Origin of the sequence: Caballeronia sordidicola, from assembly GCF_001544455.2 — a bacterium.
Lineage (GTDB): Bacteria > Pseudomonadota > Gammaproteobacteria > Burkholderiales > Burkholderiaceae > Caballeronia > Caballeronia sordidicola.
The window spans coordinates 61,536-84,868 of record NZ_FCOC02000026.1; the positions used below are offsets into that span (position 1 = coordinate 61,536).

Here is a 23,333-nt window from a genome sequence, read left to right on the forward strand (position 1 = left end):
ATCTATGCACTCTTTTCCAATTCTCAGTCTCGCGATCTGGTTACCGATCATTGTCGGTATCCTTGTACTGGCGGTAGGCAACGACAACAATCCGGCGCCGGCGCGCTGGCTTGCGCTGATTGGCTCGATTCTCGGGCTGGTCGTCACGATTCCCTTGATTACGGGCTTCGACAATTCAACGGCTGCGCTGCAGTTCGAAGAGAACGTAAGCTGGATCGAACGTTTCAACATCTCGTATCACCTGGGTGTCGACGGTCTTTCAATGTGGTTTGTGGTCCTGACCGCGTTGATCACCGTGATCACGGTGATTTCGGCGTGGGAAGTCATCACGGTGCGCGTGTCGCAATACCTGGCTGCGTTCCTGATCCTGTCGGGCCTCATGATCGGCGTGTTCTCGACCGCCGACGGCATGTTGTTTTACGTATTCTTCGAAGCCACGCTGATCCCGATGTACATCATCATCGGCGTGTGGGGCGGGGCGAATCGCGTCTACGCAGCGTTCAAGTTCTTCCTGTACACGCTGATGGGCTCGCTGCTCATGCTGATCGCGTTGTTGTACCTGTACACACAGACGCACACGTTCGATATCGCCACGTGGCAGGCATTGAAGATCGGTTTCACGCCGCAGATATTGTTGTTCATTGCGTTCTTCATGGCGTTTGCCGTGAAGGTGCCGATGTGGCCGGTCCACACGTGGTTGCCTGACGCCCACGTGGAAGCGCCGACGGGCGGCTCGGTCGTGCTGGCCGCGATCATGCTGAAGCTCGGCGCTTACGGTTTCATTCGCTTCTCGCTGCCGATTGCGCCGGATGCCAGCCATTTCCTGGCGCCGGTGGTGATCACGCTGTCGCTGATTGCGGTGATCTACATCGGTTTCGTGGCGCTGGTGCAGGAAGACATGAAGAAGCTGGTGGCGTATTCGTCGATTGCGCACATGGGCTTCGTCACGCTCGGTTTCTTCATCTTCAATACGCTTGGCATGGAAGGCGCGATCATCCAGATGATCTCGCACGGCTTTGTCTCGGGCGCGATGTTCCTGTGTATCGGCGTGCTGTATGACCGCATGCACTCGCGCCGGATCTCGGACTACGGCGGCGTGGTGAACGTCATGCCGAAGTTCGCGGCGTTCGCCATGCTGTTCGCCATGGCCAATTGCGGCTTGCCGGGTACTTCCGGGTTCGTCGGTGAATTCATGGTGATTCTGGCGGCTGTGAAGTTCAACTTCTGGATCGGTTTCCTCGCAACGTTCACGCTGGTTCTCGGCGCGGCCTACACGCTCTGGATGTACAAGCGCGTGCACTTCGGCGCGGTGGCCAACGACCATGTCGCGAAGCTGAAAGACATCAACAAGCGCGAATTCTTCATGCTGGCCGTGCTTGCTGTATTTACGCTGTACATGGGCCTGTACCCGAAGCCTTTCACCGATGTGATGCACGCATCTGTGGAAAATCTCCTCTCCCACGTCGCGCAGTCGAAACTGCCGCTGGCCCAGTAACGCGTGCGGAGGAAATAAAAGATCATGCAAAACGCCCCAATGAGTGCCCTGTTACCCGATGGACTGCTGATGCTGATGGTCGTCGTGGTGTGGTTGAACGACACCATCTTCGGCGTGAAGAGCCGTCAATCGTCGTATTTCATTTCCGTCATATCCACGATCGTGGTCGGCGTGTGGTTCGCCTTCCAGGCACTCGATCCCACGCCGCATTACTTCTTCACGCGCATGTACGTGGTCGATCCGTTCGCCAGCGCAATGAAAGCGGTGGTGACGCTCGGCTTCGCGGTATCGATCATCTATTCTCGCAAGTACCTTGAAGACCGCGATCTGTTCCGCGGTGATTTCTTCCTGCTCGGCCTGTTTTCGCTGCTCGGCCAGTGCGTGATGATCTCGGGCAACAACTTCCTGACGCTGTATCTGGGCCTGGAACTGATGTCGTTGTCGCTGTACGCGGTGATCGCGTTGCGCAAGGACTCGCCGCAAGCCAACGAATCCGCGATGAAGTACTACGTTCTGGGCGCGCTGGCTTCGGGTTTCCTGCTCTACGGCATCTCGATGCTGTACGGCGCAACCGGCTCGCTAGAACTCAACGAAGTGGCGAAGGCGATTGCGACCGGCCGCATCAACGACGCCGTGCTGCTCTTCGGCGTGATCTTCGTGGTCGCGGGAATCGCGTTCAAGATGGGCGCGGTGCCGTTCCACATGTGGGTGCCCGACGTCTATCAAGGCGCGCCGACCGCCATGACATTGATCACCGGCGGCGGTCCGAAAGCCGCGGCGTTCGCCTGGGGCCTGCGTTTCCTGGTGATGGCGCTGCTGCCGCTGGCTGTGGACTGGCAGGAAATGCTGGTGATTCTCGCCGCGTTGTCGCTGATCGTGGGTAACGTCACGGGTATCGTGCAAAAGAACATCAAGCGGATGCTGGCGTACTCGGCAATCTCGAACATGGGCTTTGTGCTGCTCGGCTTGCTCGCGGGCGTGGTCGAGGGCAAGGCGGACAGCGCGGCCGATGCGTACAGCTCGGCCATGTTCTACAGCATCATCTACCTGATCACCACGCTCGGCACCTTTGGCGTGATCATGTTGCTGGCACGCAAGGATTTCGAAGCCGAGACGCTCGACGATTTCAAGGGCCTGAACCAGCGCAGCCCCGTGTTCGCGTTCGTGATGATGATCATGATGTTCTCGCTCGCCGGCATCCCGCCGATGGTCGGGTTCTACGCCAAACTCGCCGTGCTCGAAGCCACCATGAACGCCGGCCTGACTTGGCTTGCGGTGCTTGCCGTGTTGTCGTCGCTGGTGGGCGCGTTCTACTACCTGCGTATCGTCAAGCTGATGTATTTCGATGCACCTACGGACGCATCGCCTATCGTCGCCGATAGCCTCAAGCGTGCGTTGCTCGCGTTCAACGGCCTTGCGGTGCTGGTGCTCGGGATTGTTCCGGGTCCGCTGATGAAGGCCTGCCTGACCGCTATCACGCATACCTTGCCGTTCCAGTTGTAATGTCGGCTGCGGGATGGTTTATCGTGTTGTTGGCGCTTGTGGGCGCCAACCTTCCGTTCGCAAATCAACGCATTTTCGCTGCCGTGCCAATCAAGACGGCGAAAAAAAGCGCGTGGATCCGGATTGCGGAATTGATCGTGCTTTATTTTGTCGTGGGCGCGCTCGGCTTTATGCTTGAAGCGCGCGCCGGAAACCGTTTCGAGCAGGGCTGGCAGTTTTACGCCGTGACGTTCAGCCTCTTTCTCGTGCTCGCGTTTCCCGGTTTCGCTTATCAATATCTCGTCAAGCGCCGCTGACGGCCACGGCCTTCGCGGCTTGATCCACGCGTTTGGCTATTGCCGCCCGACGCGTTTTCTTCAAGGCGCACGATGGCTGACAGTTCTTCACTCGACCCCAAGCATCTATCCGATTCTTCCCCGGATTCTTTTCCCGATTCCGACGCCGGCCTGATCGAGAAAACGGTCGAAAGCAAGCTGCTGCATCAAGGCAAGTTCCTCACGCTCAAACTCGATACGGTCGAATTGCCCGACGGCAAGCACGCAACGCGCGAGTTTGTCGAGCATCCGGGCGCAGTGATGATCCTGCCTCTTTTCGACGATGGCCGTGTGCTGCTCGAACGGCAGTACCGGTATCCGATTCGTAAAGTTCTGCTCGAGTATCCGGCAGGCAAGCTCGATCCCAACGAGAGCGAACTGGCATGCGCGAAGCGCGAGTTGCATGAGGAAACGGGTTATACGGCGCGCGAATGGTTTTTCCTGACGCGGATTCATCCGGTGATTTCGTATTCCACCGAGTTCATCGATTTGTATCTCGCGCGTGGTTTGACGGCGGGCGAGAACAAGCTCGATGAAGGCGAGTTCCTGGAGACTTTCATTGCGGATCGCTCGCAGATTTTCGAGTGGATCAGAAGCGGCCAGATCAGCGATGTGAAGACGATCATCGGCAGCTTCTGGCTTGAAAAGGTGATGTCCGGCGAGTGGAAACTCGGCGATCCTGTCAGCGAATGATCGGTTTGAAATGAAGAAACAGCGGCCTGCGGGCCGCTGTTTTGTTTGTGCGCTTCATCAAAAACAACGCCACCAAGCGCGCCGCCTACCGCCGGGCTAAAATCGAACATTCGTTTTCTCGATTCATCAAATAGTCGCAGACGCAAATTTACGAACGACCGTTCACAAAACGCGCTTTTGCGATTAAACTTTCCGGCAAGCCCTGATTAGCATGAAGGTTCTCGATTTGAAGTGTTCGCACGACCATCGGTTCGAAGGCTGGTTTGCTTCGGCCGACGAGTTCGAATCCCAGTTGTCGCGCAAGCTCGTGGCTTGCCCGGTGTGTTCTTCAACAGAAGTAAGCCGCGTGCCATCGGCGCCGCGGCTGAATTTGTCGACGTCGCGCACCGGGCGCACCGAACAGCCGAGTGACAGCACGAGCGTTGTGCAAGCGGCCCAGCCACAGCAGCCGGCGGAAAACGCCATGCAGGCGCAAGCCCGCGCGCTTCATTTCATGCGGGAGATCCTGGCGAAAACCGAGAACGTGGGCGATCGATTTGCCGAAGAAGCGCGGCGCATGCATTACGACGAAGCGCCGGCGCGCAACATTCGCGGCGTTGCTACGCCCGAAGATGCGCACGCGTTGATGGAAGAAGGCATCGACGTGATGCCGCTGCCCGTGCCGGCCGCACTGAAAGAGCCGCTGCAATAAGCTGACGCACGTTGGCTTGACGCGCGTCTCCTCGTGGCCGACCCGGGTCATGACAGGAGACGAGAGCGTATGGACCTGAATTATTCCCCCGCCGACGACGCTTTTCGCGCCGACATCTGCGCCTGGCTCGACGCCAATCTGCCGCAAGCCTTGCGGTCCAAGGTACTCGATCACAAACGTCTGAGCCGCGACGATTACGCGAGCTGGCACAAGCTGCTTGGCACGCGCGGCTGGTCCGTCGTTGCATGGCCGAAGGAATTTGGCGGCCCCGGCTGGAACGCGACGCAGCGCCATATATGGGATGAGGAATGCGCGCGCATTGGTGCGCCGGGCGTGCTGCCGTTCGGGGTATCCATGGTCGCGCCCGTTCTCATGAAATACGGCAGCGACGCACAAAAAGCCCATTATTTGCCGCGCATTCTCGATGGCACCGACTGGTGGTGCCAAGGATATTCCGAACCGGGATCGGGCTCCGACCTGGCCTCATTGAGAACACGCGCCGAACGCCAGGGCGATCACTACGTGGTCAACGGCCAGAAAACCTGGACCACGCTCGGACAATTCGCCGACATGATGTTCTGCCTCGTGCGCACGGACAGCGGCGCGAAGAAGCAGGAAGGCATTTCGTTCCTGCTTATCGACATGAAAACGCCGGGTATTACCGTGCGCCCGATCATCACGCTCGATGAAGATCACGAAGTCAACGAAGTGTTCTTCGAGGATGTGAAGGTGCCGCTGGAAAATCTCGTCGGTGACGAGAATCGTGGCTGGACTTACGCTAAGTATTTGCTTGGACACGAGCGCACGGGCATTGCCCGCGTCGGACAATCGAAGCGTGAACTGGTGTTCCTCAAGCGACTGGCCGCCGACCAGAAGAAGGGCGGTGCGCCGTTACTCAAGGATCCCGTGTTCGCCGCAAAAATCGCCGCGCTCGAAATCGAGATCATGGCGCTCGAAGTCACCGTGCAGCGCGTGGTCGCGAGCGAAGCGAACGGTCGCGGACCCGGGCCGGAAGCATCGATGTTGAAGATCAAGGGCACTGAAGTCCAGCAAGCGCTGACCGAGTTGATGGTGGAAGCCGCCGGACCGCAAGCTGCGGCATTCGATCCGGCTTATCTGGAAGGAGAACGCGAGCACAGCCTCGCCGGTGACGACGCAGCCGCGCCGCTCGCCGCGTATTACTTCAACTTCCGCAAGACATCGATCTATGGCGGCTCGAACGAAATTCAAAAAAACATCATCGCGCAGATGATTCTGGGCTTGTGAGGAGCGGCACATGGACTTCAATTTCACCGACGAACAGCAGCAGTTTCGAGATGCCTTGCGCCGCTATCTCGACAACGAATACACATTCGATGCACGGCAGAAAATCGTGGCATCGAAACAAGGAGTCGATGCAAAACACTGGACCGCTTTCACGGAGCTAGGACTGACCGCTTTGCCCGCGCCCGAAGCACAAGGCGGATTCGATGGCGGTCCGGTAGATATGCTGGTCGTCATGCAGGAACTCGGGCGGGCGCTGGTCGTGGAGCCGTATTGGGCGACCGTAGTTGGTATGGAGGCGTTGCGGCTTGCGGGTGATCAAGACGCGCTGGCATGGCTCGAACGTGCGGCCGCAGGCGAGAACAAGCTCGCGGTGGCGTTTCACGAGCCGCGTGCGCGCTACGACCTGTTCTCCATCGAATCCACCGCTCAGGCTCAGGGCGATCAAATCACGTTGAGCGGCGAGAAGTCGCTGGTCCTGCACGGCGCGCAGGCTGACGTATGGATCGTGCCCGCGCGGCTGAACGGTGAAATTGCGTTGTTCGCAATCGAGCGCAATGCAGCTAACGTAACGATCACGGAGTATCGGACGATCGACGGTCAGCGTGCCGCGACCTTGAAATTCACAGGCACGCCGGCCAGGCGTCTGGGCGACGCGCAAACCGGCGCGGCGACGCTCGAACGTATCGCGGACTACGCCACGTTCCTGCTGTGTGCCGAAGCGGTAGGCGTGCTCGATGCACTAAATCACGCGACGGTTGAATACACGAAGGAGCGCAAGCAGTTCGGCACGCCCATCGCACGTTTTCAGGCGTTGCAGCATCGCATGGTCGAGATGCTGATTCATGCCGAGCAGGCACGTTCGATCACGTATCTGGCGGCCGCGCGCTATTCGAGCAATGACGCCGATGAACGCCGTCGCGCAATCTCTGCCGCGAAAGCGCGCGTTGGCCAGGCGGCGCGTTTTGTCGGTCAACAAGCCGTGCAATTGCACGGCGGCATGGGCGTGACGAATGAAGTCGCGGCGGCGCACTGGTTCAAGCGCCTGTCGATCATCGAAACAACATTGGGCGATGTCGATCATCATCTGGAGCGGTTTGCGTCGCTTCCCGGATTTGCGGACACAACCGTTTAAACGATCGCCGAATCAGGAAAGGAGAATCGAGATGACTTTCAGCTATGAAGATTTCAAGGTCGGGGACGTGGCCGAACTCAGCAGCCATACGTTTTCGAAAGACGAGATTATCGAATTTGCCGGGCGTTATGATCCGCAGCCTTTTCATTTGAGCGAAGCAGGCGGCGAAGCGTCTCCATTCGGCGGTTTGGTCGCGAGCGGATGGAACACCTGTTCCGCGATGATGGGCATTCTCGTGCGCGATATGCTGGCCGATTCAACCTCAAGGGGTTCTCCTGGCCTCGATAATATCCGCTGGCTCAGACCCGTTCGCGTGAACGACAGCGTGCGGTTGACGGTGCGGGTACTGAGCAAGCGGGTATCGGCGAGCAAGCCGGATCGCGGGATTGTTGGTACGCGCTGGGAGGCCTATAACCAGAATGGCGAACTGGTATTGACGGTGGATTCATCGGCGATATTCGGGCTTCGTCATCCGGAAAACACGCAATGACGCTCGCCTCCGCAGCGGATATGAAAGCGGCGCAAGGCAGCGAGGAATACGTGAGCGATTGGCTTGAAATTGACCAGCCTCGCGTGAACCGATTCGCCGATGCCACTGACGATCATCAATGGATTCACGTCGACGCAGAACGGGCGAAGAAAGAGTCGCCGTTTGGCGGTCCGATCGCGCACGGGTTTTTGACGTTGGCGCTGGTTCCGAAATGGCTTGAGGAGTGCGTTCCGCTGCAACAGAAACTCGGGGTGAACTACGGCACGAACAAGGTGCGGTTCATGTCGCCGGTTCTGGTCGGCTCGAAGTTGAGAGCCCGGTTTTTCGCCGAGACCGTGACCGACGTGGAGCAGGGCGGCGTGCAGGTGATCTGGCGCGTCACCGTACAAAAAGAAGGCGCTGAAAAACCGGTGTGTGTTGCCGAGTTTATTACCCGGCATTATTTCTGACGTTGCGTTGCTCGGCGCTACCGCCTCGCATACTGCTGCGCGCCAAACAGTACTTCGCGTTGCTTGTCGCCGGTCAGATCCCGGCGAGCCGCGGCCAGCACTTCAACCCCGCGAATCACCGCGGGCCGCGCGGCAATTTCATCGAACCATCGTTTGACGTTGGGAAATTCATCTAGCTCGATGCCCTGATTCTTCCACGAACGTGTCCACGGAAACGTGGCGATATCCGCGATTGAATATTCATTGCCCGCAAGATACTTCGTCACGCCCAACTGCTTGTCCATCACGCCATACAAACGCTTCGCTTCGTTCGAATATCGATTGATCGCGTATTCGATTTTCTCCGGCGCGTAGATCCGGAAGTGATGCGCCTGACCGAGCATGGGCCCGACACCGCCCATCTGGAACATCAGCCATTGCATGGTGGTGTATCGGCCAACTGGATCGAGCGGCAGGAACTTGCCCGTCTTTTCAGCGAGATAAAACAGGATCGCGCCGGATTCAAAAAGTGCGAGCGGCTTGCCTTCGGGACCATCGCTGTCAATGATCGCCGGGATCTTGTTGTTCGAGCTGATCGCGAGGAAGTCGGGCGTGAACTGGTCGCCAGCGCCAATATCGATGGGATGCACGGCGTATTCCAGCCCGAGTTCTTCCAGCATGATATGAATCTTGTGGCCGTTCGGCGTGGCCCAGCTATAGACATCGATCATTTTTGCTCCGGGTGTGGATGGGCACTTATGCGTGTTGTGCGTGTTACGCGTACCGCGCGAGCTCAAGCTTGGCAATCGCATTCCGATGCACTTCGTCGGGCCCATCGGCGAGCCTCAGCGTTCGTGCATGCGCATAGGCGTAGGCGAGCGGAAAGTCGTCCGACACACCTGCGGCGCCATGCGCCTGAATCGCCCAATCAATGACCTCGCACGCAATGTTCGGCGCGACGACCTTGATCATCGCAATCTCGCCGCGTGCACCTTTGTTGCCGACCGTGTCCATCATGTACGCGGCTTTCAGCGTCAACAGGCGCGCCTGCTCTATCATGATCCGTGCCTCGGCAATGCGCTCCTGCGTCACGCCGTGCGCGGCTATCGGCTTGCCGAAAGCAACGCGTTGCGACGTCCGCCTGCACATGAGTTCCAGTGCGCGCTCGGCCAAACCGATCAGGCGCATGCAGTGGTGAATGCGTCCCGGCCCAAGGCGCCCTTGCGCGATTTCGAAGCCGCGTCCTTCGCCGAGCAATACATTCGATACCGGCACGCGCACGTTCTCGAGCGTGATATCCATGTGGCCGTGCGGCGCGTCGTCGTAGCCGAACACCGAAAGCGGCCGGTGCACCGTAATGCCCGATGAATCCGCGGGAACGAGGATCATCGATTGTTGCTGGTGCTTGGGTGCGTCGGGATCGGTCTTGCCCATCACGATATACACCTTGCATCGCGGATCGCCCGCGCCCGATGACCACCACTTGTGGCCGTTGATCACATAGCTGTCGCCATCGCGAACGATGCTGCACTGGATATTCGTTGCATCCGACGAAGCCACGTCTGGCTCTGTCATCAGGAATGCCGAGCGGATTTCGCCTTGCAGCAGCGGTTCGAGCCATTGCTGCTTCTGCTGGTCGCTGCCATAACGTTCGACGGTTTCCATGTTGCCCGTATCGGGCGCGCCGCAATTGAACACTTCGGGCGCCCATGGCACGCGGCCCATGATTTCGCAAAGCGGCGCGTATTCCAGATTGCTCAAACCCGCGCCACGCTCCGATTCGGGGAGGAACAGATTCCACAAACCCGCGTCGCGCGCGTTTTGCTTCAGCGTCTCGATGAGCGCAAGTGGAATCCATGCGTCACCCTTTGCGCGGTTCGCGGCGATCTCCTGATTGAATGCGTGTTCGTTCGGATAGATGTGTTCATCGAAGAAAGCGGTCAGCTTGTGGCGCAATTCCTGCACTTTTGGCGTGTAGTCGAAATTCATGTCGTCTCCTGTTTCCCGATGGGACTTACCCGGTCACTTTCTGCGCGTACGACCACGCGAGTTCGGCCATTGGCTTGGCGCGTTTGCCTGCATCGACGGCTTGTGCGCTTGCCGCCGTGCCGTCGCTCACGCGCTTCATGATTCCCTGCAGGATCGCGGCAATACGGAACATGTTGTACGCAAGGTAGAAATTCCAGTCGCCCTGGATCTGCAGGCCGGTGCGTTCCAGATATCGCGCGACGTAGGCTTGCTCATCGGGAATGCCGAGCGCTGCCCAATCAAGCCCGCCAATACCGCGAAACTGCGCCGGATCGACATGCCATGCCATGCAGTGGTAAGCGAAGTCGGCAAGCGGATCGCCGAGCGTGGAAAGCTCCCAGTCGAGCACGGCGAGCACGCGCGGTTCGGTCGGATGGAAGATCAGGTTGTCGAGCCGGAAGTCACCGTGAACCACCGATACGCTTTCGCCGCCGCGCGGAATATGCTTCGGCAGCCATTCGATCAGCTTGTTCATGGCTTCGATGGATTCGGTTTCCGATGCAATGTATTGCTTGCTCCATCGGCCAATCTGACGCTCGAAATAGTTGCCAGGCTTGCCGTAGGTTTCGAGACCCGTTCCCACGATATCCACGCAATGCAGCGCGGCGATCACGCGATTCATTTCGTCGTAAATGGCGCCGCGTTCAGCGGGCGTCATGCCGGGCAGCGCCTGATCCCATAGCACGCGGCCTTCCATGAACTCCATCACGTAGAACGCGCAGCCGATCACGCTTTCGTCGTCGCACAGCGCGAGCATCTTCGCGACGGGAACGTCCGTGCCCGCGAGCGCTTGCATCACGCGATATTCCCGATCGATCGCATGCGCCGATGGCAACAGCTTCGCCGCCGGTCCCGGCTTCGAGCGCATGACGTAACTGCGCGCGGGCGTGATCAGCTTGAACGTGGGATTCGACTGTCCGCCGGCAAACTGTTCGATGCGAACAGGTCCTGCGAATCCATCGACATGTGTTTCCAGCCACGCGGATAATGCGCCGAGGTCGAATTGTTGCCGCGCGTTGACGGCACGCGTTCCTTCGAACGCCGAGAAATCCTGCGGTTCAGGCAAGGGCAGGTCGTTTGACGCCATTGTTGTCTCCTCCGGATTGCGTTCCTGAGCTTGTTCAAAGGCAGCGTCGCGCCTGAAAGCGCTGTTTTCGCCGCGAGCCTGATTACTTCAATGCCGACGTAAAGCGCACAAACTGTTCGTAGAGCAATTCCATGGTGGTGTTGCGCACGCTCGCGTGAAGCGGTGAGGGCGGTGAATGATTCAGTGCGCGAATGACCCAGTCGCCGGGTTTGTCGCCGACATCGAGCGCATTGATGCAACCTGTTGTCTGCGATAAATGCCCGAAGAACATGCGCCCGCCGCCCGTGATTGCATGCGACAACAACGCTCGGTTGACGCCACCGTGCAAAACGAGCAACGCAGTATCCCAGGATGCGTCGTCACGCAGGCGTTGCAGCGGCGGCAACACGCGATCCAGCAATTCGCCGATGGTTTCACCGCCCAGAAAGGCCGTTGTCTCAGGCACGATGCCATCGAACACGCTGAGAAACGCGCGCTCGAAATCCTTCGGCGGCAGATTGCTCAGCCGGCCGCCGCGAATCTCTTCCCACTCCGGCCATACATCGATATCGATTTGCTGACCCGTCTCAGCCAGCACGCGCTGTGCCGTTTCAAGCGTCCTGGGCAAACCGCTCGCAATGACCTTGTCGAAGCGAATCTGTTGCGCCTTGAACTCGCGTCCGGCAGCGGTCGCTTCGTCACGGCCGCGTTCGTTCAGCGGCACGTTTACGGGATCGATGGCGCGGCCCGTTGCGTCGAAGTACGTGACGTCGCCATGACGCATGAGGAAGATGCGGCGGCGCTTGGGAAGTGCGTATGCGGGAGTCGTCATTTGTAGATTGGCGGGCGCTTTTCGAGGAACGCGTTGATGCCTTCGAGCGCGTTGCCGTTATGCAGGGCATCGACGAAACTATCGCGCTCGGCGTCGAGCTGTTCCGCGAGCGTCTGTGTTTCGGCCAGTGCGATCAGCGCCTTGATCTGCGCCAACGCCTTGGGCGCCATGCGGCCGAGTTCGTCGGCCCAGGCGATGGCGGTATCGAGCGCCGCGCCCGGCTTTGTTACGCGATTGACCACGCCGGTTTCATACAGGCGCGTGGCGCCGATCGGCTTTGCTTCCAGCAGGATTTCGGTAGCGAGCGCGCGCGACAGGGCGCGGGTCAGGAACCACGAGCCGCCGCCGTCGGGCGTGAGGCCCACGCGCGAATATGACATCACGAACTTCGCGTCATCGGCGGCGACGAGCAGGTCGCACGCGAGCGCCAGCGAAAATCCCGCGCCTGCCGCGGCGCCTTCAACGGCCGCGATCACCGGCTTCGTGGATGACCTCAGCGCCACGATCCATTCGCCCAGCATGTCGATGCTCGCCGCCTGCACCGACCGATCCTTCGCGCGGTTTTCGAGCAAGCGGTTCAGGTTACCGCCGGCACAAAAGAAGTTATCGGCGCCGGTCAGCACGATTGCGCGCACCGACGTGTCGCGCTCGGCTGTGTTTATCGCCTCGATTCCGGCGGCGTACATGTCCGGATGCAACGCGTTGCGCGCGCCGGGATTGGACAGCTTGAGGACCAGCGTGGTGTCGCTTTCGGCCGGCCGGGCGGAGAGCAGTTCGGCGCTCATTGCGCGGCCTCGTCGAAGGTGAGCGACAGGCCGAGTTGCGCGCGACGTGCGAGCCACGGCGACGGACGATATCGCGGATCGCCAAGCACGCCTTGAATATTGCGCAGGATCGTGAGGATGGTGCTTGCGCCGAGCGCGTCGCCGAGTGCGAGCGGGCCGCGCGGATAACCCAGCCCGAGCGTGACGGCGAGATCGATATCGGCGGGCGTGGCGATGCGTTGCTGCGCAATATCGCAGCCAATATTCACGATGGTCGCCACCACGCGTTGCGCGACAAAACCCGTGGAATCGCGGATCACGGTGACGGGAACGCCATCGAACGCGAACAGGGCGTGCGCGGCGTCGCGGAATTCAGCCGTGGTCGCGGGCGTTGTCATGATGGTGCGGCGGGCGGTATCGGCGAGCGGGAACAGCGTGTCGATGGCAACCGTGCGCGACGCATCCAGCTTTTCCGCGACGCACGCCGTGGTGGCATCGTGCCCAAGCGGCGTGACGATGATCAGCGAATCCAGCGCCGGCGTGCCGCCGGTATCGATGGTGACATTCGCTTCCATTTTCGCGATCAGCCTGAACACTTCCTCGCGCGCGTGGGCGGACGCCCGGCTCACCCAGACGCGACGCGGCAGCGCAGCCGGCGCAGGCGCTTCGCCGGGCGTTTGCTGTTTCCCATCGACATACTGATAAAAACCTTCGCCAGCCTTGCGCCCGATCAATCCGCCAGCGAGCCGCGTGCCGGTGATCGGCGACGGCGTGAATCTCGGCTCTTCATAAAACTGGTGATAGATCGATTCCATCACCGGATGCGACACGTCGAGCGCGGTCAGGTCGAGCAACTCGAACGGGCCGAGCCGGAAGCCGGCTTGCTCCCGCATGATCCGGTCGATATCCGCAAAACTCGCCACGCCTTCGCCGGCGATCCGCAGGCCTTCGGTATTCATGCCGCGTCCGGCGTGATTCACGATGAAACCCGGCATGTCCTTCGCCCGCACCGGCGTGTGGCCCATCTGGCGGCCGAGCGCCATGAGCGCGTCGCCGGCTGCGGGGTCTCCGCGTAAGCCGTCGATCACCTCGACCACTTTCATCAGCGGCACGGGATTGAAAAAGTGCAGTCCGATCACGCGCTCCGGCCGTTTGCAGCCCGCGGCGATTGCGGTAATGGAAAGCGACGACGTGTTCGACGCCAGGATGCAATCATCGCGCACAACCTCTTCCAGCTCGCGGAACAACGCGCGCTTTGCGTCGAGCTTCTCGACAATCGCTTCGATGACCACGTCGCAATCGGCCAGATCGCTTGTCGCGTCCGCTGCATGAACGCGCGCCAGCGCATCGTGCGCGTCCGCCTCGGTGAGCTTGCCTTTTGCGGCGAGTTTGTTCAGGGTATCGGCAAGATACTCGCGAGCAGCCGTGATGGCTTCCTTGTTGGCGTCGTAAAGACGCACGGTCAGGCCGCCGAGCGCCGCAATCTGCGCAATCCCGCGTCCCATTGCGCCGCTGCCGACCACGCCCAAGGTCCGAATCTCTGTGTCGCGAAAACTCATGGTGTGTCTCACTCCTTATTTTGCTAGATTAGCACGGTCGTGCTGTTAGTGAGATGGCCCCAAAAGGCCGTCCATTGCCTGTATTACTTAAAAAACGAAGACGTTCTGGAGACTGGTGATGCTCAAGCTGTATGGTTTTGCGCTGTCCAATTATGTGAACAAGGTGAAGTTCGTGCTGCTCGAACACGGCATTGCATTCGAAGAGGTGCGCGCCAATTTCGGTCAGGACGAAGCCACGCTCGCGCGATCGCCGCTTGGCAAGGTTCCGTACATCGAGACCGAGGCGGGATCGCTGTGCGAGTCGCAAGTGATCGTCGAATATCTGGCGAGCGCTTATCCGGACAAACCGATCTTTTCCGCCGATCCTTTTGCGGCCGCGAAAGAGCGCGAGATGATTACGTTCATCGAGTTGCATCTGGAACTCGTCGCGCGCGATCTGTATAAGCAGGCGTTTTTCGGTGGAACCGTGACCGAGTACACCAGGACGCGCGCTGAAAAAAAGCTCCGGCATGGCATTGCGGGATTCAAGCGGATTGCGAAATTCGATCCGTATGCGCTCGGCACGGCCTTCAGTATCGCCGATGTCAGCGCGTTCGTGCATTTGCCGCTGGTCGGCCTCGCGACCAAAGCGGTTTATGGCACGGATTTCCTGCTGGAGGCGGGTATTGACTGGAAGGCGCACAACAAGCGCGTCGGGGAACGGCCGGCCGCGCAGAAGGTGACGGCCGACCGGCTGGCGTTCATGGATGCGCAGAAGAAAGAACTGCCGAAGATCTAGGACTTCGCTCAGAGGCTGGCGAGACGCTCAAGTGCGGTGCGCAGCGTCTCTTCCTTTTTGGCGAAGCAAAAGCGCACGACGCCCGATTCGTGGCTCTCGTGATAGAAGGCCGACACCGGAATTGCCGCCACGCCAATCTCGCTCGTGAGCCATTTCGAGAATTCGGCTTCGGGCAGGTCGCTGATGGCCGAATAGTCTACGCATTGGAAATACGTGCCGTCGCACGGCAGCAACTTGAAGCGCGAATTCGCCAAGCCCGCGCGGAAAAAGTCGCGTTTTTGCTGGTAGAACGCAGGCAAGTCGAGATACGGCGAAGGGTCTTTCAAGTACTCGGCAATGCCGGCTTGCATCGGCGTATTCACAGTGAACACGTTGAATTGATGCACTTTGCGGAATTCGGCCGTGAGCGCGGCGGGTGCGGCGACGTAGCCCACTTTCCAGCCCGTCACGTGAAACGTCTTGCCGAAACTCGATACCACGAAGCTGCGCGCGGCCAGATCCGGGTAACGCGAGACGCTTTCGTGCGGCGCGCCGTCGAAGACCATGTGTTCATAGACTTCGTCGGAGAGAATCAGCACGTTGGTGCCGCGCATGATCTCGTCGAGCTTTTGCATGTCGGCGGTGCGCCAGACGCGGCCCGTCGGGTTATGCGGCGTGTTGATGATCAGAAGGCGCGTTTTTGGCGTGATTGCGGCGGCGATCTTGTCGAAGGGCAGCGCATAGTCGGGTGCTTCCAGCGATACAAACACGGGTTTTCCGCCCGCCAGTTCAATTGCCGGGACGTAGCAGTCGTACATTGGTTCGATCACGACGACTTCATCGCCCGGATGCACGCAGCACAGGATTGCTGTGAGGATTGCCTGCGTTGCGCCGGCCGTGACCGTGATTTCGCGCTCGGCATCGTATTGACGTCCGTACAGCCGCTCGATCTTTTCGCTGATCGCATGGCGCAGCGGCGCGGCGCCGGCCATTGGCGGGTACTGATTGTGACCTTCGCGCATGGCGTTGGCCACCGCATCCACAATGCGCGGATCGCACGCGAAATCCGGAAAACCCTGGCCGAGATTGACCGCGCCTTTTTGTGTCGCGAGCGCGCTCATGACCGTGAAGATCGTCGTGCCCACGTGCGGCAAACGCGAGGCAATGGCAGGGACAGTGGCTGAATGCGGAAGGTCGTGCGAGGCGTTCATGGTGGGTTCGATCGGCTGCGCTGGAAGAATGCCTGCTATTTTAAACGTCGATTTTAAATATCGATTGCGTTCGTTTCCGCATTGGTCTCGATCCGCGCCTGAAAGCGTGTGACGAACGGCGCCGGCTGGGCGATTTGAAACCCGAAATCCCGCGCCGTGCGTTTCGCCAGCTTCAGCAGCGCCCGGTCCTTCGATACCAGCCAGTCCGCCCGGGCGGCGTGCGCCAGCTCAAGAAACTTCTGGTCGTCGCGGTCCTTGCATTTCGGCAACGGCGGCGTGTCTTCAGGCAGCGGTTCCGGTTCCACCAGGTGCGAAAGCCGCGCGACGGTCTCAAGCGCATTGGCCTTGTTCACGGCGAAGCGGACGAACTGCGGATAATCCAGCACATAGGTCAGTTCCTTGAGGCACCGGGCATCGATCAACGCTTCCAGCGTGCCGGTTTCCAGCGCGGCGCGGATTGGACGGGTATTGGGGTCATCGAATACGAGAATGTCGATCCATACATTGGAATCGAGCACAGCGCGCCACGCGGGGGATTTTTTCATTCGATACAATCGAGGGTTTCCGTCTTCATCGTTGGCAAGCAAGCCGGCGAGCCCCTATGATAATCGTTCTCTCGCCGGCCAAATCGCTCGACTACGAGACCCCGCCTCACGTCACGAAGCACACGCTACCCGAATTCGCCGCGGATTGCGCCGAGCTCATCGACGCGCTGCGCAAGCTCTCGCCACAGGAAATCGGCAGTCTCATGCATATCTCGGATCCGCTCGCGCGACTCAATTTCCAGCGTTACGCCGACTGGTCGCCGACGTTCGACGCTGAGAATTCGAAGCAGGCCGTGCTTGCGTTCAATGGCGATGTCTACGAAGGGTTCGACGCCAGATCGCTTCATGCAGCCGATCTGGACTACGCCCAGAATCATGTGCGCGTGTTGTCCGGCTTGTACGGATTGCTGCGGCCACTCGATTTGTTGCAGCCGTATCGGCTGGAAATGGGCACGAAGTTCGCCAACGCGCGCGGCAAGGATCTCTACGCTTTCTGGGGCGAGCGCATTACCGCCGCGCTCAACGCGCAAATGAAGAAGCAGCGCGGCGCGAAGGTGCTGGTCAATTGCGCATCCGGTGAATATTTCAAGTCGGTCCAGCCAAAGTGTCTTGACGCGCCGGTTGTCACGCCGGTATTTCAGGACTGGAAGAACGGCCAGTACAAGATCATCAGCTTTCACGCAAAACGGGCGCGCGGGCTGATGGCACGCTTCGCGGTGCAGCATAGAATCGATGAACCGGAAGGCCTGAAGGACTTCGGCAGCGAAGGGTATGCCTTCGATAAAAAGGCATCGAACGAAACGAGTTATGTGTTTAGACGGCGGATTGGCGCCTGAAGTTGGCCGCCGCCACCTAATCGGATTAATCAAGGAAGCGTCATGAGCATCTCAATCACGAGTCAATTCGATGCGGGTGCGATTGACGTCGTTTCCGCCGATAATCCCGCCGATATCCGTCTGCGCATCCGCCCGGACAGTCACGCCGATTTCGCGCAGTGGTTCTATTTCCGCATGGGCAACGTGCGCGACGTAGCGCTCACGATGACTTTCGAAAACGCCGCGGACTGCGCATTCGCCGAAGGCTGGCGCGATTATCGCGCGGTCGCGAGCTACGACAGGATCAACTGGTTCCGCGTGCCGACGCGCTACGACGGCCGGGTGATGACCATTGAGCACACGCCGGATTTCGACGCCATCTATTACGCCTATTTCGAACCGTACAGCGAAGAGCGGCACGCGGGTTTTATCGGCGCCGTGCAGCAGATGCCGCACGCGACGCTGACTGAAATCGGCCGTACTGTGCAAGGCCGCCCGATGTCGCTCCTGACACTGGGCCTGCTTGAGGACGAGGCTGAAGACGAAACGCAAGCAGATGTTGATGAAGCGGCCAAGCCCAAGAAAAACGTCTGGATCATCGCGCGTCAGCATCCGGGCGAAACCATGGCCGAATGGTTCGTGGAGGGTTTGATCAAACGGCTGGCAGGGTGGGGCGACTGGGCGGGCGACCCGGTGGCGCGCCTGGTCTTCGATCACGCCGTTTTTCACATTGTGCCCAACATGAATCCCGATGGCAGTGCCCTCGGCAATCTGCGTACGAACGCGGCGGGCGCCAACCTGAATCGTGAATGGATGGAGCCGGACGCCGCGCGAAGCCCCGAAGTGCTGGTGGTACGCAACGCCATGCACGCGATCGGCTGCGATCTGTTCTTCGATATCCACGGCGACGAAGCGCTGCCCTATATCTTCGTGGCGGGTTCCGAGATGTTGCCCGGCTTCACGGAACAGCAGGCGAGGGAGCAGAAGGCGTTTATCGAATGTTTCAAGCAGGCAAGTCCCGACTTCCAGGATGTGTACGGTTACGAAGCGAGCAAATACCAGACGGATGCGTTGAAGCTGGCGTCGAAGTATGTTGGCAATGAATTCGGGTGTTTGTCCCTGACGCTCGAAATGCCGTTCAAGGACAATGCGAATCTTCCAGATGAGCGCGTGGGCTGGAATGGGGAGCGAAGTGCCGCGCTTGGCGCCGCCATGTTGCAGGCAATCTTGCGGCATTTGCAGGCGTTCTGATACGAACGGGCCGGCTTTGCGCAGCGCCAAAGGGCGAAATCGCTTATAGCGGATCTCGCCCTTCTTCGTTTTAGCCCGCCGTCAGTGTTTTTTCTTGGCCGACTTGGCCGAAGACGATTTCTTCGATGTCGACGTCGGTGCTTTGCCGCTCGCAGCCTTGCCCTTGCCTTTGACGACCCTATGCTTGCCGCGAGCGCCATGGCTCGACCCTGGTTCGGCGCGCGGTCGGGCGGCCGGCACGGGATCATTCCAGCCAAACGCAAGCATTTGACTTCCGACATAACCGCACCGGAACCTGAGCGTTGAAGGGGAGCTGTCGCCGTCCTTCACGCCAAGTCCTTCGACGGTCACGACGTTATCGACCTTGATGCGTTGCTTGTGATCATCGAATGAGTCGTTCCACGGGACAATGCTGCCATGCGCGGCATCGAAAGAACTGGCTGGAAACTCGACGCGGTCAAATGCCGTCGACGTGCTCGCGACAAAGCTGCCGTGCGCGGCGCAGTCCGCCATCAGGGGATTGGCGTTGAAATCGGTCACGAAGTGATTGACGAGCTCATTGCGTTCGTCGAGCGTATCGGCAAACGCGGCGGCGCTGCAGAGGGCTGACGCAATTGTCGCCACGGATGCAATCGCTACCACTCGGCCGACCAACCGAAGCAGTCGACGCGGTACTTGAATACTATCCATCGGGTTGGGCACTAAAGAGACATCAGGCACGTAAGAGGCCTGACAGTGAACAGGAGTTCCATCTTATATTAAATTCTTTAGCTGACCGCCTAGACCAGACAGCATTAGACTCGTGGCCCACGATCCAGCCGATAGCGCCGCACATCGAAAGTCGTTATCCAGGCGGGCCGATACACGGTGATGAGAATGGTGAAGAGGCCGGTGAAGAGCGCCTCGCCGGCAACGAGCAGGGTTGCGGCAAGCGTAAAGCCCGCTGGTATGAACAGCCGTCCGTCGGCGAGAATGATTTGAAGCAGCAAGCCGGAGGCGCACGCTGCTGCGACCGCAACGGCCGATGTCAGAAAACCATGGCCAAGGATAAAGACAAACAAGCTTCGGGGAATCCACGCCTGAATGGCTTTTTGCATCAACGAGGACACGGCGACCGGCAATGCGCCGAACAAAAGGAATGTCACCGGTATGCCCGGCCACGCAGCGTCGAGCACGACGGCCGCCAACCCCGTTGCTACAGCCATACCAGCCATGGCGAGCTGCCAGTCGAATAGCGTGACCATGAGGGTCGCGCCAAGGAGATGAATGGCGGGCCCGTCTTCGAACCATGTATTGCAAGCCCATAGCACCGTAACCGCCACGACTATGCCGAGCCAGACATGCTGAAGCGTTCCGTCCTGCAACCGGCGAAAGGGATTCTTCCAAATGCCAAGCGCGAGCACACCCGCAGTGACTATCCAGCCACCTATAGCAAGCCACAGCGGAAGAGGTGTGTAGAAGAAACCCATAAATCTCATATTACTCGTTTGCGCCCGAAAACGTGTGCATTGACTGTGCCAGCGTGGTTTCACGGGCGCAACGCGCCGACTTGCGCGTTGCGCCCACGCCTCACTTTGTGATTATTCAGTCGCCAAAAGGTGGTAACGGTTGAGCGGCCATTGGCATCAAATGCTCCTCCATCTGCGGAAGCGGTGAATAAGTCGATGCTGGCGCTCGCAACGGTATAACCCCCGCATCGCCAAGCGACGGCCGCGGCGAAGCGTCAGCTTCCCGCTTCAGCACCTCGAGATGACGGTTCTGCCAGCCGTTGTAAATTGCTACAGCAGCCGCGCGATTGGGTGCGCCGAGTTGCTGGAAGATGCTGCCAAGGTGGATTTTCACCGTGCCCTCGCTGATTCCCAAAGTCTTTGCGATGATCTTGTTCGTGCTTCCCATATGGACGCACCGCATGATTTGTTGCTGGCGCAAAGACAGCGTATTGAACCGCTTCAATCCCTTTCGGAATTCTTTTGGCTCAGACTCGCGGCGTGTATCCGAAACGGATTCCAGTTCGGGATCCAGCGCGTTCGCAGGCACGTAGTAACCACCGAGCAGGACCATTTCCAGCGCACGCACGATCAGCGTCGGATCAAGCTTGCGTGGCACTACGCCTCGCACTCCAGCGGCGAGAAACAAGCGGACCTGAGTTGTCGATGCTTCATCCACAACAATGGCCGATGGAATTTTCGGAAAAGCCTCCAGCAGCATCCGCAGGTCTGCCATGCGCATGGCTTTATGCCAGTCGATCACGATCATGTCCGGCTCGAGTCGCAAGACCGCACTGGCAGCTTGCCGCCAGTCTTTTGCCTCGTTGAAGCGAGCCCGCCGGTCTATATGTCGCAACAGCGCCTTCAATCCCTCGCGACGTTCAGCTTCCGAATTAACTATGGTGAATTTCATGTCTGCCTCTAATGATATGGATCCGGCGCGATGCCCGTTTTATTAATAAACGGACGATATGCGGCTAAAACCCATCATGACTAATTGCAGCGAAAAATGCGCCCTGATCGAATGGCATAGGCATATCTCATAAAATCGCAAATGACACGGACGTGTCCCGTATTTATCTGAAGATCGTCTGGTGATACCGCATTTTTCTTAAAATGAGGCTAATGGAGCAAGACTGGATGAGATAAATCCGATTAACTGCGCGACTCGGCGGGTCACAGAAGGGCATGTGTATTTTTTGGCTTACGGATTCCAGTTCGGCACAGTTATGCGTAATTCGGTGAATGCACACAAAAAAATGCCGCTCCAACATTGATTGGAGCGGCATTTTGCCGATTTGCCGGAGAGCGATTTGGTTTCAGCTATCCGGTTTCCCCTAATACAGACAGCGATTCGTCATTTTTTGTCTCGTTGGGCAAAATCAGTGAAAATGCGGCTGGGCCGGCTCCGCGTCTTCCGGCATTTCTGCATGGACGATTTCACCTAGTGGATCGGCATACAACGGTACGCCGCAGTCCTCGCAATATTCAGGTTCAAAGCGGCCGGAGTGTCGCCGGACATCCGTCACGCCCGACCGTTTCAGCAGCGCAACAATTGCTTCAACGGGTCCGTCCGCGCCTTCGAGTTCCGCCGCGTCTTCTGCCGGTCCGGTTTCGCCATTCTCCCGGCCATAGAGCGGCCATACGACGCCATAAATCACGTCATTGCTGCCGCGCCGGGTAAATCCAACTCGATATTCGTCGATGCGCTGCTCGCCAAAACCGGCGATGACCGCGCGCAACTCGTCCGGTGCAGTCCCGAGCGTATCGAAGAGATAGCGAACGGCGGTGCGCACGGAGTGTGGACGAACCTGTTCATCGGCGTCGCGGCATGCCGAATAGTAAGCGTCGGGCAACAGGCACTCGAATTCGCAGCCCGGCAAGATGGCCGCGAAAGTTGCTCCGCCCTGGGTTGTCCAATGTTCGAGGCATTGGCCGCGTTCGACCCGAACGCCGTTCGTCTCCTCTTGCCAGCGGAAGAGCGCCGAGCCGGCAGGTACGATTGCCATTGCAAGCAAAAAGCGCGGGTCGGCCAGGATCGGCGACGTCTCCGGCAGATCGGCCAGGTTCCCCCGAGCGGGTGCCTGGCCGAGCACGCTCTGGATCAGTTGCTGCGCAACGCGGGACGTTTCCACATGATGACGGGGCAACTGATCGATACTGTAAAGGTACGGCGACACCGCAACCTTGGCGCCATCTGCCAGTACGTGGGCCTGCAACTGGGTGCGCAACGCATCCGCCACATCGGTCTTCAAAGGGCCAGACGGGATGGAATATCGCGTCCACGCGAGTACTGGCGCTGCGATGAGGAGCGCGTCATGGGCAACGCCGTCAATCTCGATGGCGAACGATTCGCTCTGCGTTTCGGCCATGTCGGCAAGCGCGCCGTAGGCATCGGGAAATTTTAGTTGCAGGTGGTCAAGCGCCGCGTCGAGCGCGGTCTGGTTTCCATTGCGGACAATTTTTGCGAGAAGCGTATCGAGGCGTGCTTCCCAAAACCGGTCTTCAATACGGCTGCCCGACGCAAACAGCGAGAGCGAGAGGCCGACAAGCTTTTCGGCGTCAGGGGGGAGTCGTTTGGCGATTCGCGAGCGCATAGGAGGCATTCATCAGGTGCAAAGAACCTTTGATTGTAGTCGCTATGTGTCGACTTGAGCCGTAATGCGCCCAGCGCTTTATCCGGCCGAGTCACCGGCGTAGCGAGCACGGATGCAGGCATCGTTAAAATTCTTTTGCTGAAGGACTTGCGCTGAGTTGAAACGGGCACTAGAATTCCGTTCCTTCGCTTCACGACGAGGCGAAGGGAAGCGAGAAAGTGCAGGAGCCGCAGCGTAACAGAGGATGCCGCAGAGCCAAGCAGGACGGGCGTTGCAGCAAAATCGGAAGTCAGGGGTTGAGTAAGAAACCTGTTGACGTAAAGCGAAGAGTTCTACATAATCTCGTTTCTGTGCTGCAAACGCAGCGACGCGAAAGCGGCGGTGTTCCGAGGGTTGGAATGCTGGTGTT

At 59.1% G+C, this 23,333-nt stretch carries 25 protein-coding genes; 12 read left to right on the plus strand and 13 right to left on the minus strand.

Annotated features, from left to right (window positions below):
* Positions 1-4 precede the first annotated feature (4 nt).
* The 9 genes from AWB64_RS27245 (at position 5) to AWB64_RS27285 (ending at position 8,033) form a co-directional block, all read left to right on the plus strand.
* Entirely contained in the window at positions 5-1,495 is a 1,491-nt protein-coding gene (locus tag AWB64_RS27245) for an NADH-quinone oxidoreductase subunit M (RefSeq protein ID WP_060858518.1), read from the plus strand.
* 24 nt (positions 1,496-1,519) lie between these two features.
* Positions 1,520-2,998, plus strand: coding sequence for an NADH-quinone oxidoreductase subunit NuoN (gene nuoN / locus AWB64_RS27250; protein ID WP_060858519.1), 1,479 nt, complete (start codon positions 1,520-1,522; stop codon positions 2,996-2,998).
* Positions 2,998-3,294, plus strand: a complete 297-nt coding sequence (locus tag AWB64_RS27255; RefSeq protein WP_060858520.1) for a DUF2818 family protein — start codon at positions 2,998-3,000, stop codon at positions 3,292-3,294. The genes nuoN and AWB64_RS27255 overlap by 1 nt, the downstream gene beginning before the upstream one ends.
* 72 nt (positions 3,295-3,366) lie before the next feature.
* Positions 3,367-4,005, plus strand: a complete 639-nt coding sequence (locus AWB64_RS27260) for an NUDIX domain-containing protein (RefSeq protein ID WP_060858521.1) — start codon at positions 3,367-3,369, stop codon at positions 4,003-4,005.
* 211 nt (positions 4,006-4,216) lie between these two features.
* Positions 4,217-4,696, plus strand: a complete 480-nt coding sequence (locus AWB64_RS27265; RefSeq protein WP_060858522.1) for a DUF1178 family protein — start codon at positions 4,217-4,219, stop codon at positions 4,694-4,696.
* A gap of 69 nt (positions 4,697-4,765) precedes the next feature.
* Complete coding sequence (locus AWB64_RS27270; RefSeq protein ID WP_060858523.1) at positions 4,766-5,962, plus strand: acyl-CoA dehydrogenase family protein; 1,197 nt, start codon at positions 4,766-4,768, stop codon at positions 5,960-5,962.
* Between the two features lie 10 nt (positions 5,963-5,972).
* The gene (locus AWB64_RS27275; protein WP_060858524.1) at positions 5,973-7,094 is read left to right on the plus strand and encodes an acyl-CoA dehydrogenase family protein; all 1,122 of its coding nucleotides are present in this window, start codon (positions 5,973-5,975) and stop codon (positions 7,092-7,094) included.
* 31 nt (positions 7,095-7,125) lie between these two features.
* A complete protein-coding gene (locus tag AWB64_RS27280) occupies positions 7,126-7,584 on the plus strand; it encodes a MaoC family dehydratase (RefSeq protein ID WP_060858525.1) in 459 nt (152 codons plus the stop codon).
* Positions 7,581-8,033: a MaoC family dehydratase gene (locus AWB64_RS27285; RefSeq protein ID WP_060858526.1), complete on the plus strand. Its 453-nt coding sequence runs from the start codon at positions 7,581-7,583 to the stop codon at positions 8,031-8,033. The genes AWB64_RS27280 and AWB64_RS27285 overlap by 4 nt, the downstream gene beginning before the upstream one ends.
* A gap of 17 nt (positions 8,034-8,050) precedes the next feature.
* On the opposite strand, the gene AWB64_RS27290 is transcribed toward AWB64_RS27285, so the two are convergent.
* From AWB64_RS27290 to AWB64_RS27315, 6 genes are all read right to left on the minus strand, one after another.
* On the minus strand, positions 8,051-8,743 hold the full coding sequence (locus AWB64_RS27290) for a glutathione binding-like protein (protein ID WP_060858527.1): 693 nt from the start codon (positions 8,741-8,743) through the stop codon (positions 8,051-8,053).
* 43 nt (positions 8,744-8,786) lie between these two features.
* Positions 8,787-10,001: an acyl-CoA dehydrogenase family protein gene (locus AWB64_RS27295; protein ID WP_060858528.1), complete on the minus strand. Its 1,215-nt coding sequence runs from the start codon at positions 9,999-10,001 to the stop codon at positions 8,787-8,789.
* A gap of 25 nt (positions 10,002-10,026) precedes the next feature.
* A complete protein-coding gene (locus AWB64_RS27300) occupies positions 10,027-11,127 on the minus strand; it encodes a phosphotransferase (protein ID WP_060858529.1) in 1,101 nt (366 codons plus the stop codon).
* 82 nt (positions 11,128-11,209) lie between these two features.
* Positions 11,210-11,938 carry a histidine phosphatase family protein gene (locus tag AWB64_RS27305; protein WP_060858530.1) on the minus strand — a complete coding sequence of 243 codons (729 nt, stop codon included), beginning with the start codon at positions 11,936-11,938 and terminating at the stop codon, positions 11,210-11,212.
* Positions 11,935-12,723, minus strand: a complete 789-nt coding sequence (locus AWB64_RS27310) for an oxepin-CoA hydrolase, alternative type (RefSeq protein WP_060858531.1) — start codon at positions 12,721-12,723, stop codon at positions 11,935-11,937. Before AWB64_RS27310 ends, AWB64_RS27305 begins: the two co-directional genes overlap by 4 nt.
* Positions 12,720-14,261, minus strand: a complete 1,542-nt coding sequence (locus AWB64_RS27315; protein WP_060858532.1) for a 3-hydroxyacyl-CoA dehydrogenase — start codon at positions 14,259-14,261, stop codon at positions 12,720-12,722. The genes AWB64_RS27310 and AWB64_RS27315 overlap by 4 nt, the downstream gene beginning before the upstream one ends.
* A gap of 118 nt (positions 14,262-14,379) precedes the next feature.
* On the opposite strand from AWB64_RS27315, the gene AWB64_RS27320 reads away from it, so the two are divergent.
* Positions 14,380-15,039, plus strand: coding sequence for a glutathione S-transferase family protein (locus AWB64_RS27320; protein WP_060858533.1), 660 nt, complete (start codon positions 14,380-14,382; stop codon positions 15,037-15,039).
* Positions 15,040-15,047: 8 nt separating this feature from the next.
* Here AWB64_RS27320 and AWB64_RS27325 read toward each other — a convergent pair whose 3' ends face one another.
* A complete protein-coding gene (locus AWB64_RS27325) occupies positions 15,048-16,229 on the minus strand; it encodes a pyridoxal phosphate-dependent aminotransferase (RefSeq protein WP_060858534.1) in 1,182 nt (393 codons plus the stop codon).
* A gap of 53 nt (positions 16,230-16,282) precedes the next feature.
* Positions 16,283-16,774: a putative toxin-antitoxin system toxin component, PIN family gene (locus AWB64_RS27330; protein WP_060858535.1), complete on the minus strand. Its 492-nt coding sequence runs from the start codon at positions 16,772-16,774 to the stop codon at positions 16,283-16,285.
* 56 nt (positions 16,775-16,830) lie between these two features.
* On the opposite strand from AWB64_RS27330, the gene yaaA reads away from it, so the two are divergent.
* Positions 16,831-17,610, plus strand: coding sequence for a peroxide stress protein YaaA (yaaA, locus tag AWB64_RS27335; protein WP_060858536.1), 780 nt, complete (start codon positions 16,831-16,833; stop codon positions 17,608-17,610).
* 42 nt (positions 17,611-17,652) lie between these two features.
* Entirely contained in the window at positions 17,653-18,840 is a 1,188-nt protein-coding gene (locus tag AWB64_RS27340) for a M14 family metallopeptidase (RefSeq protein ID WP_060858537.1), read from the plus strand.
* Positions 18,841-18,921: 81 nt separating this feature from the next.
* Here AWB64_RS27340 and AWB64_RS27345 read toward each other — a convergent pair whose 3' ends face one another.
* From AWB64_RS27345 to AWB64_RS32075, 5 genes are all read right to left on the minus strand, one after another.
* Positions 18,922-19,530, minus strand: coding sequence for a BspC domain-containing protein (locus AWB64_RS27345; protein ID WP_060858538.1), 609 nt, complete (start codon positions 19,528-19,530; stop codon positions 18,922-18,924).
* A 104-nt stretch (positions 19,531-19,634) separates the two neighbouring features.
* Entirely contained in the window at positions 19,635-20,309 is a 675-nt protein-coding gene (locus AWB64_RS27350) for an energy-coupling factor ABC transporter permease (RefSeq protein WP_060858539.1), read from the minus strand.
* A 115-nt stretch (positions 20,310-20,424) separates the two neighbouring features.
* On the minus strand, positions 20,425-21,096 hold the full coding sequence (locus AWB64_RS27355) for a response regulator transcription factor (protein WP_244164221.1): 672 nt from the start codon (positions 21,094-21,096) through the stop codon (positions 20,425-20,427).
* 613 nt (positions 21,097-21,709) lie between these two features.
* Entirely contained in the window at positions 21,710-22,924 is a 1,215-nt protein-coding gene (locus tag AWB64_RS27360; RefSeq protein WP_060858541.1) for a DUF2863 family protein, read from the minus strand.
* Between the two features lie 78 nt (positions 22,925-23,002).
* The coding region (locus AWB64_RS32075; RefSeq protein ID WP_208603324.1) for a hypothetical protein at positions 23,003-23,333 on the minus strand (331 nt) is incomplete at its 5' end.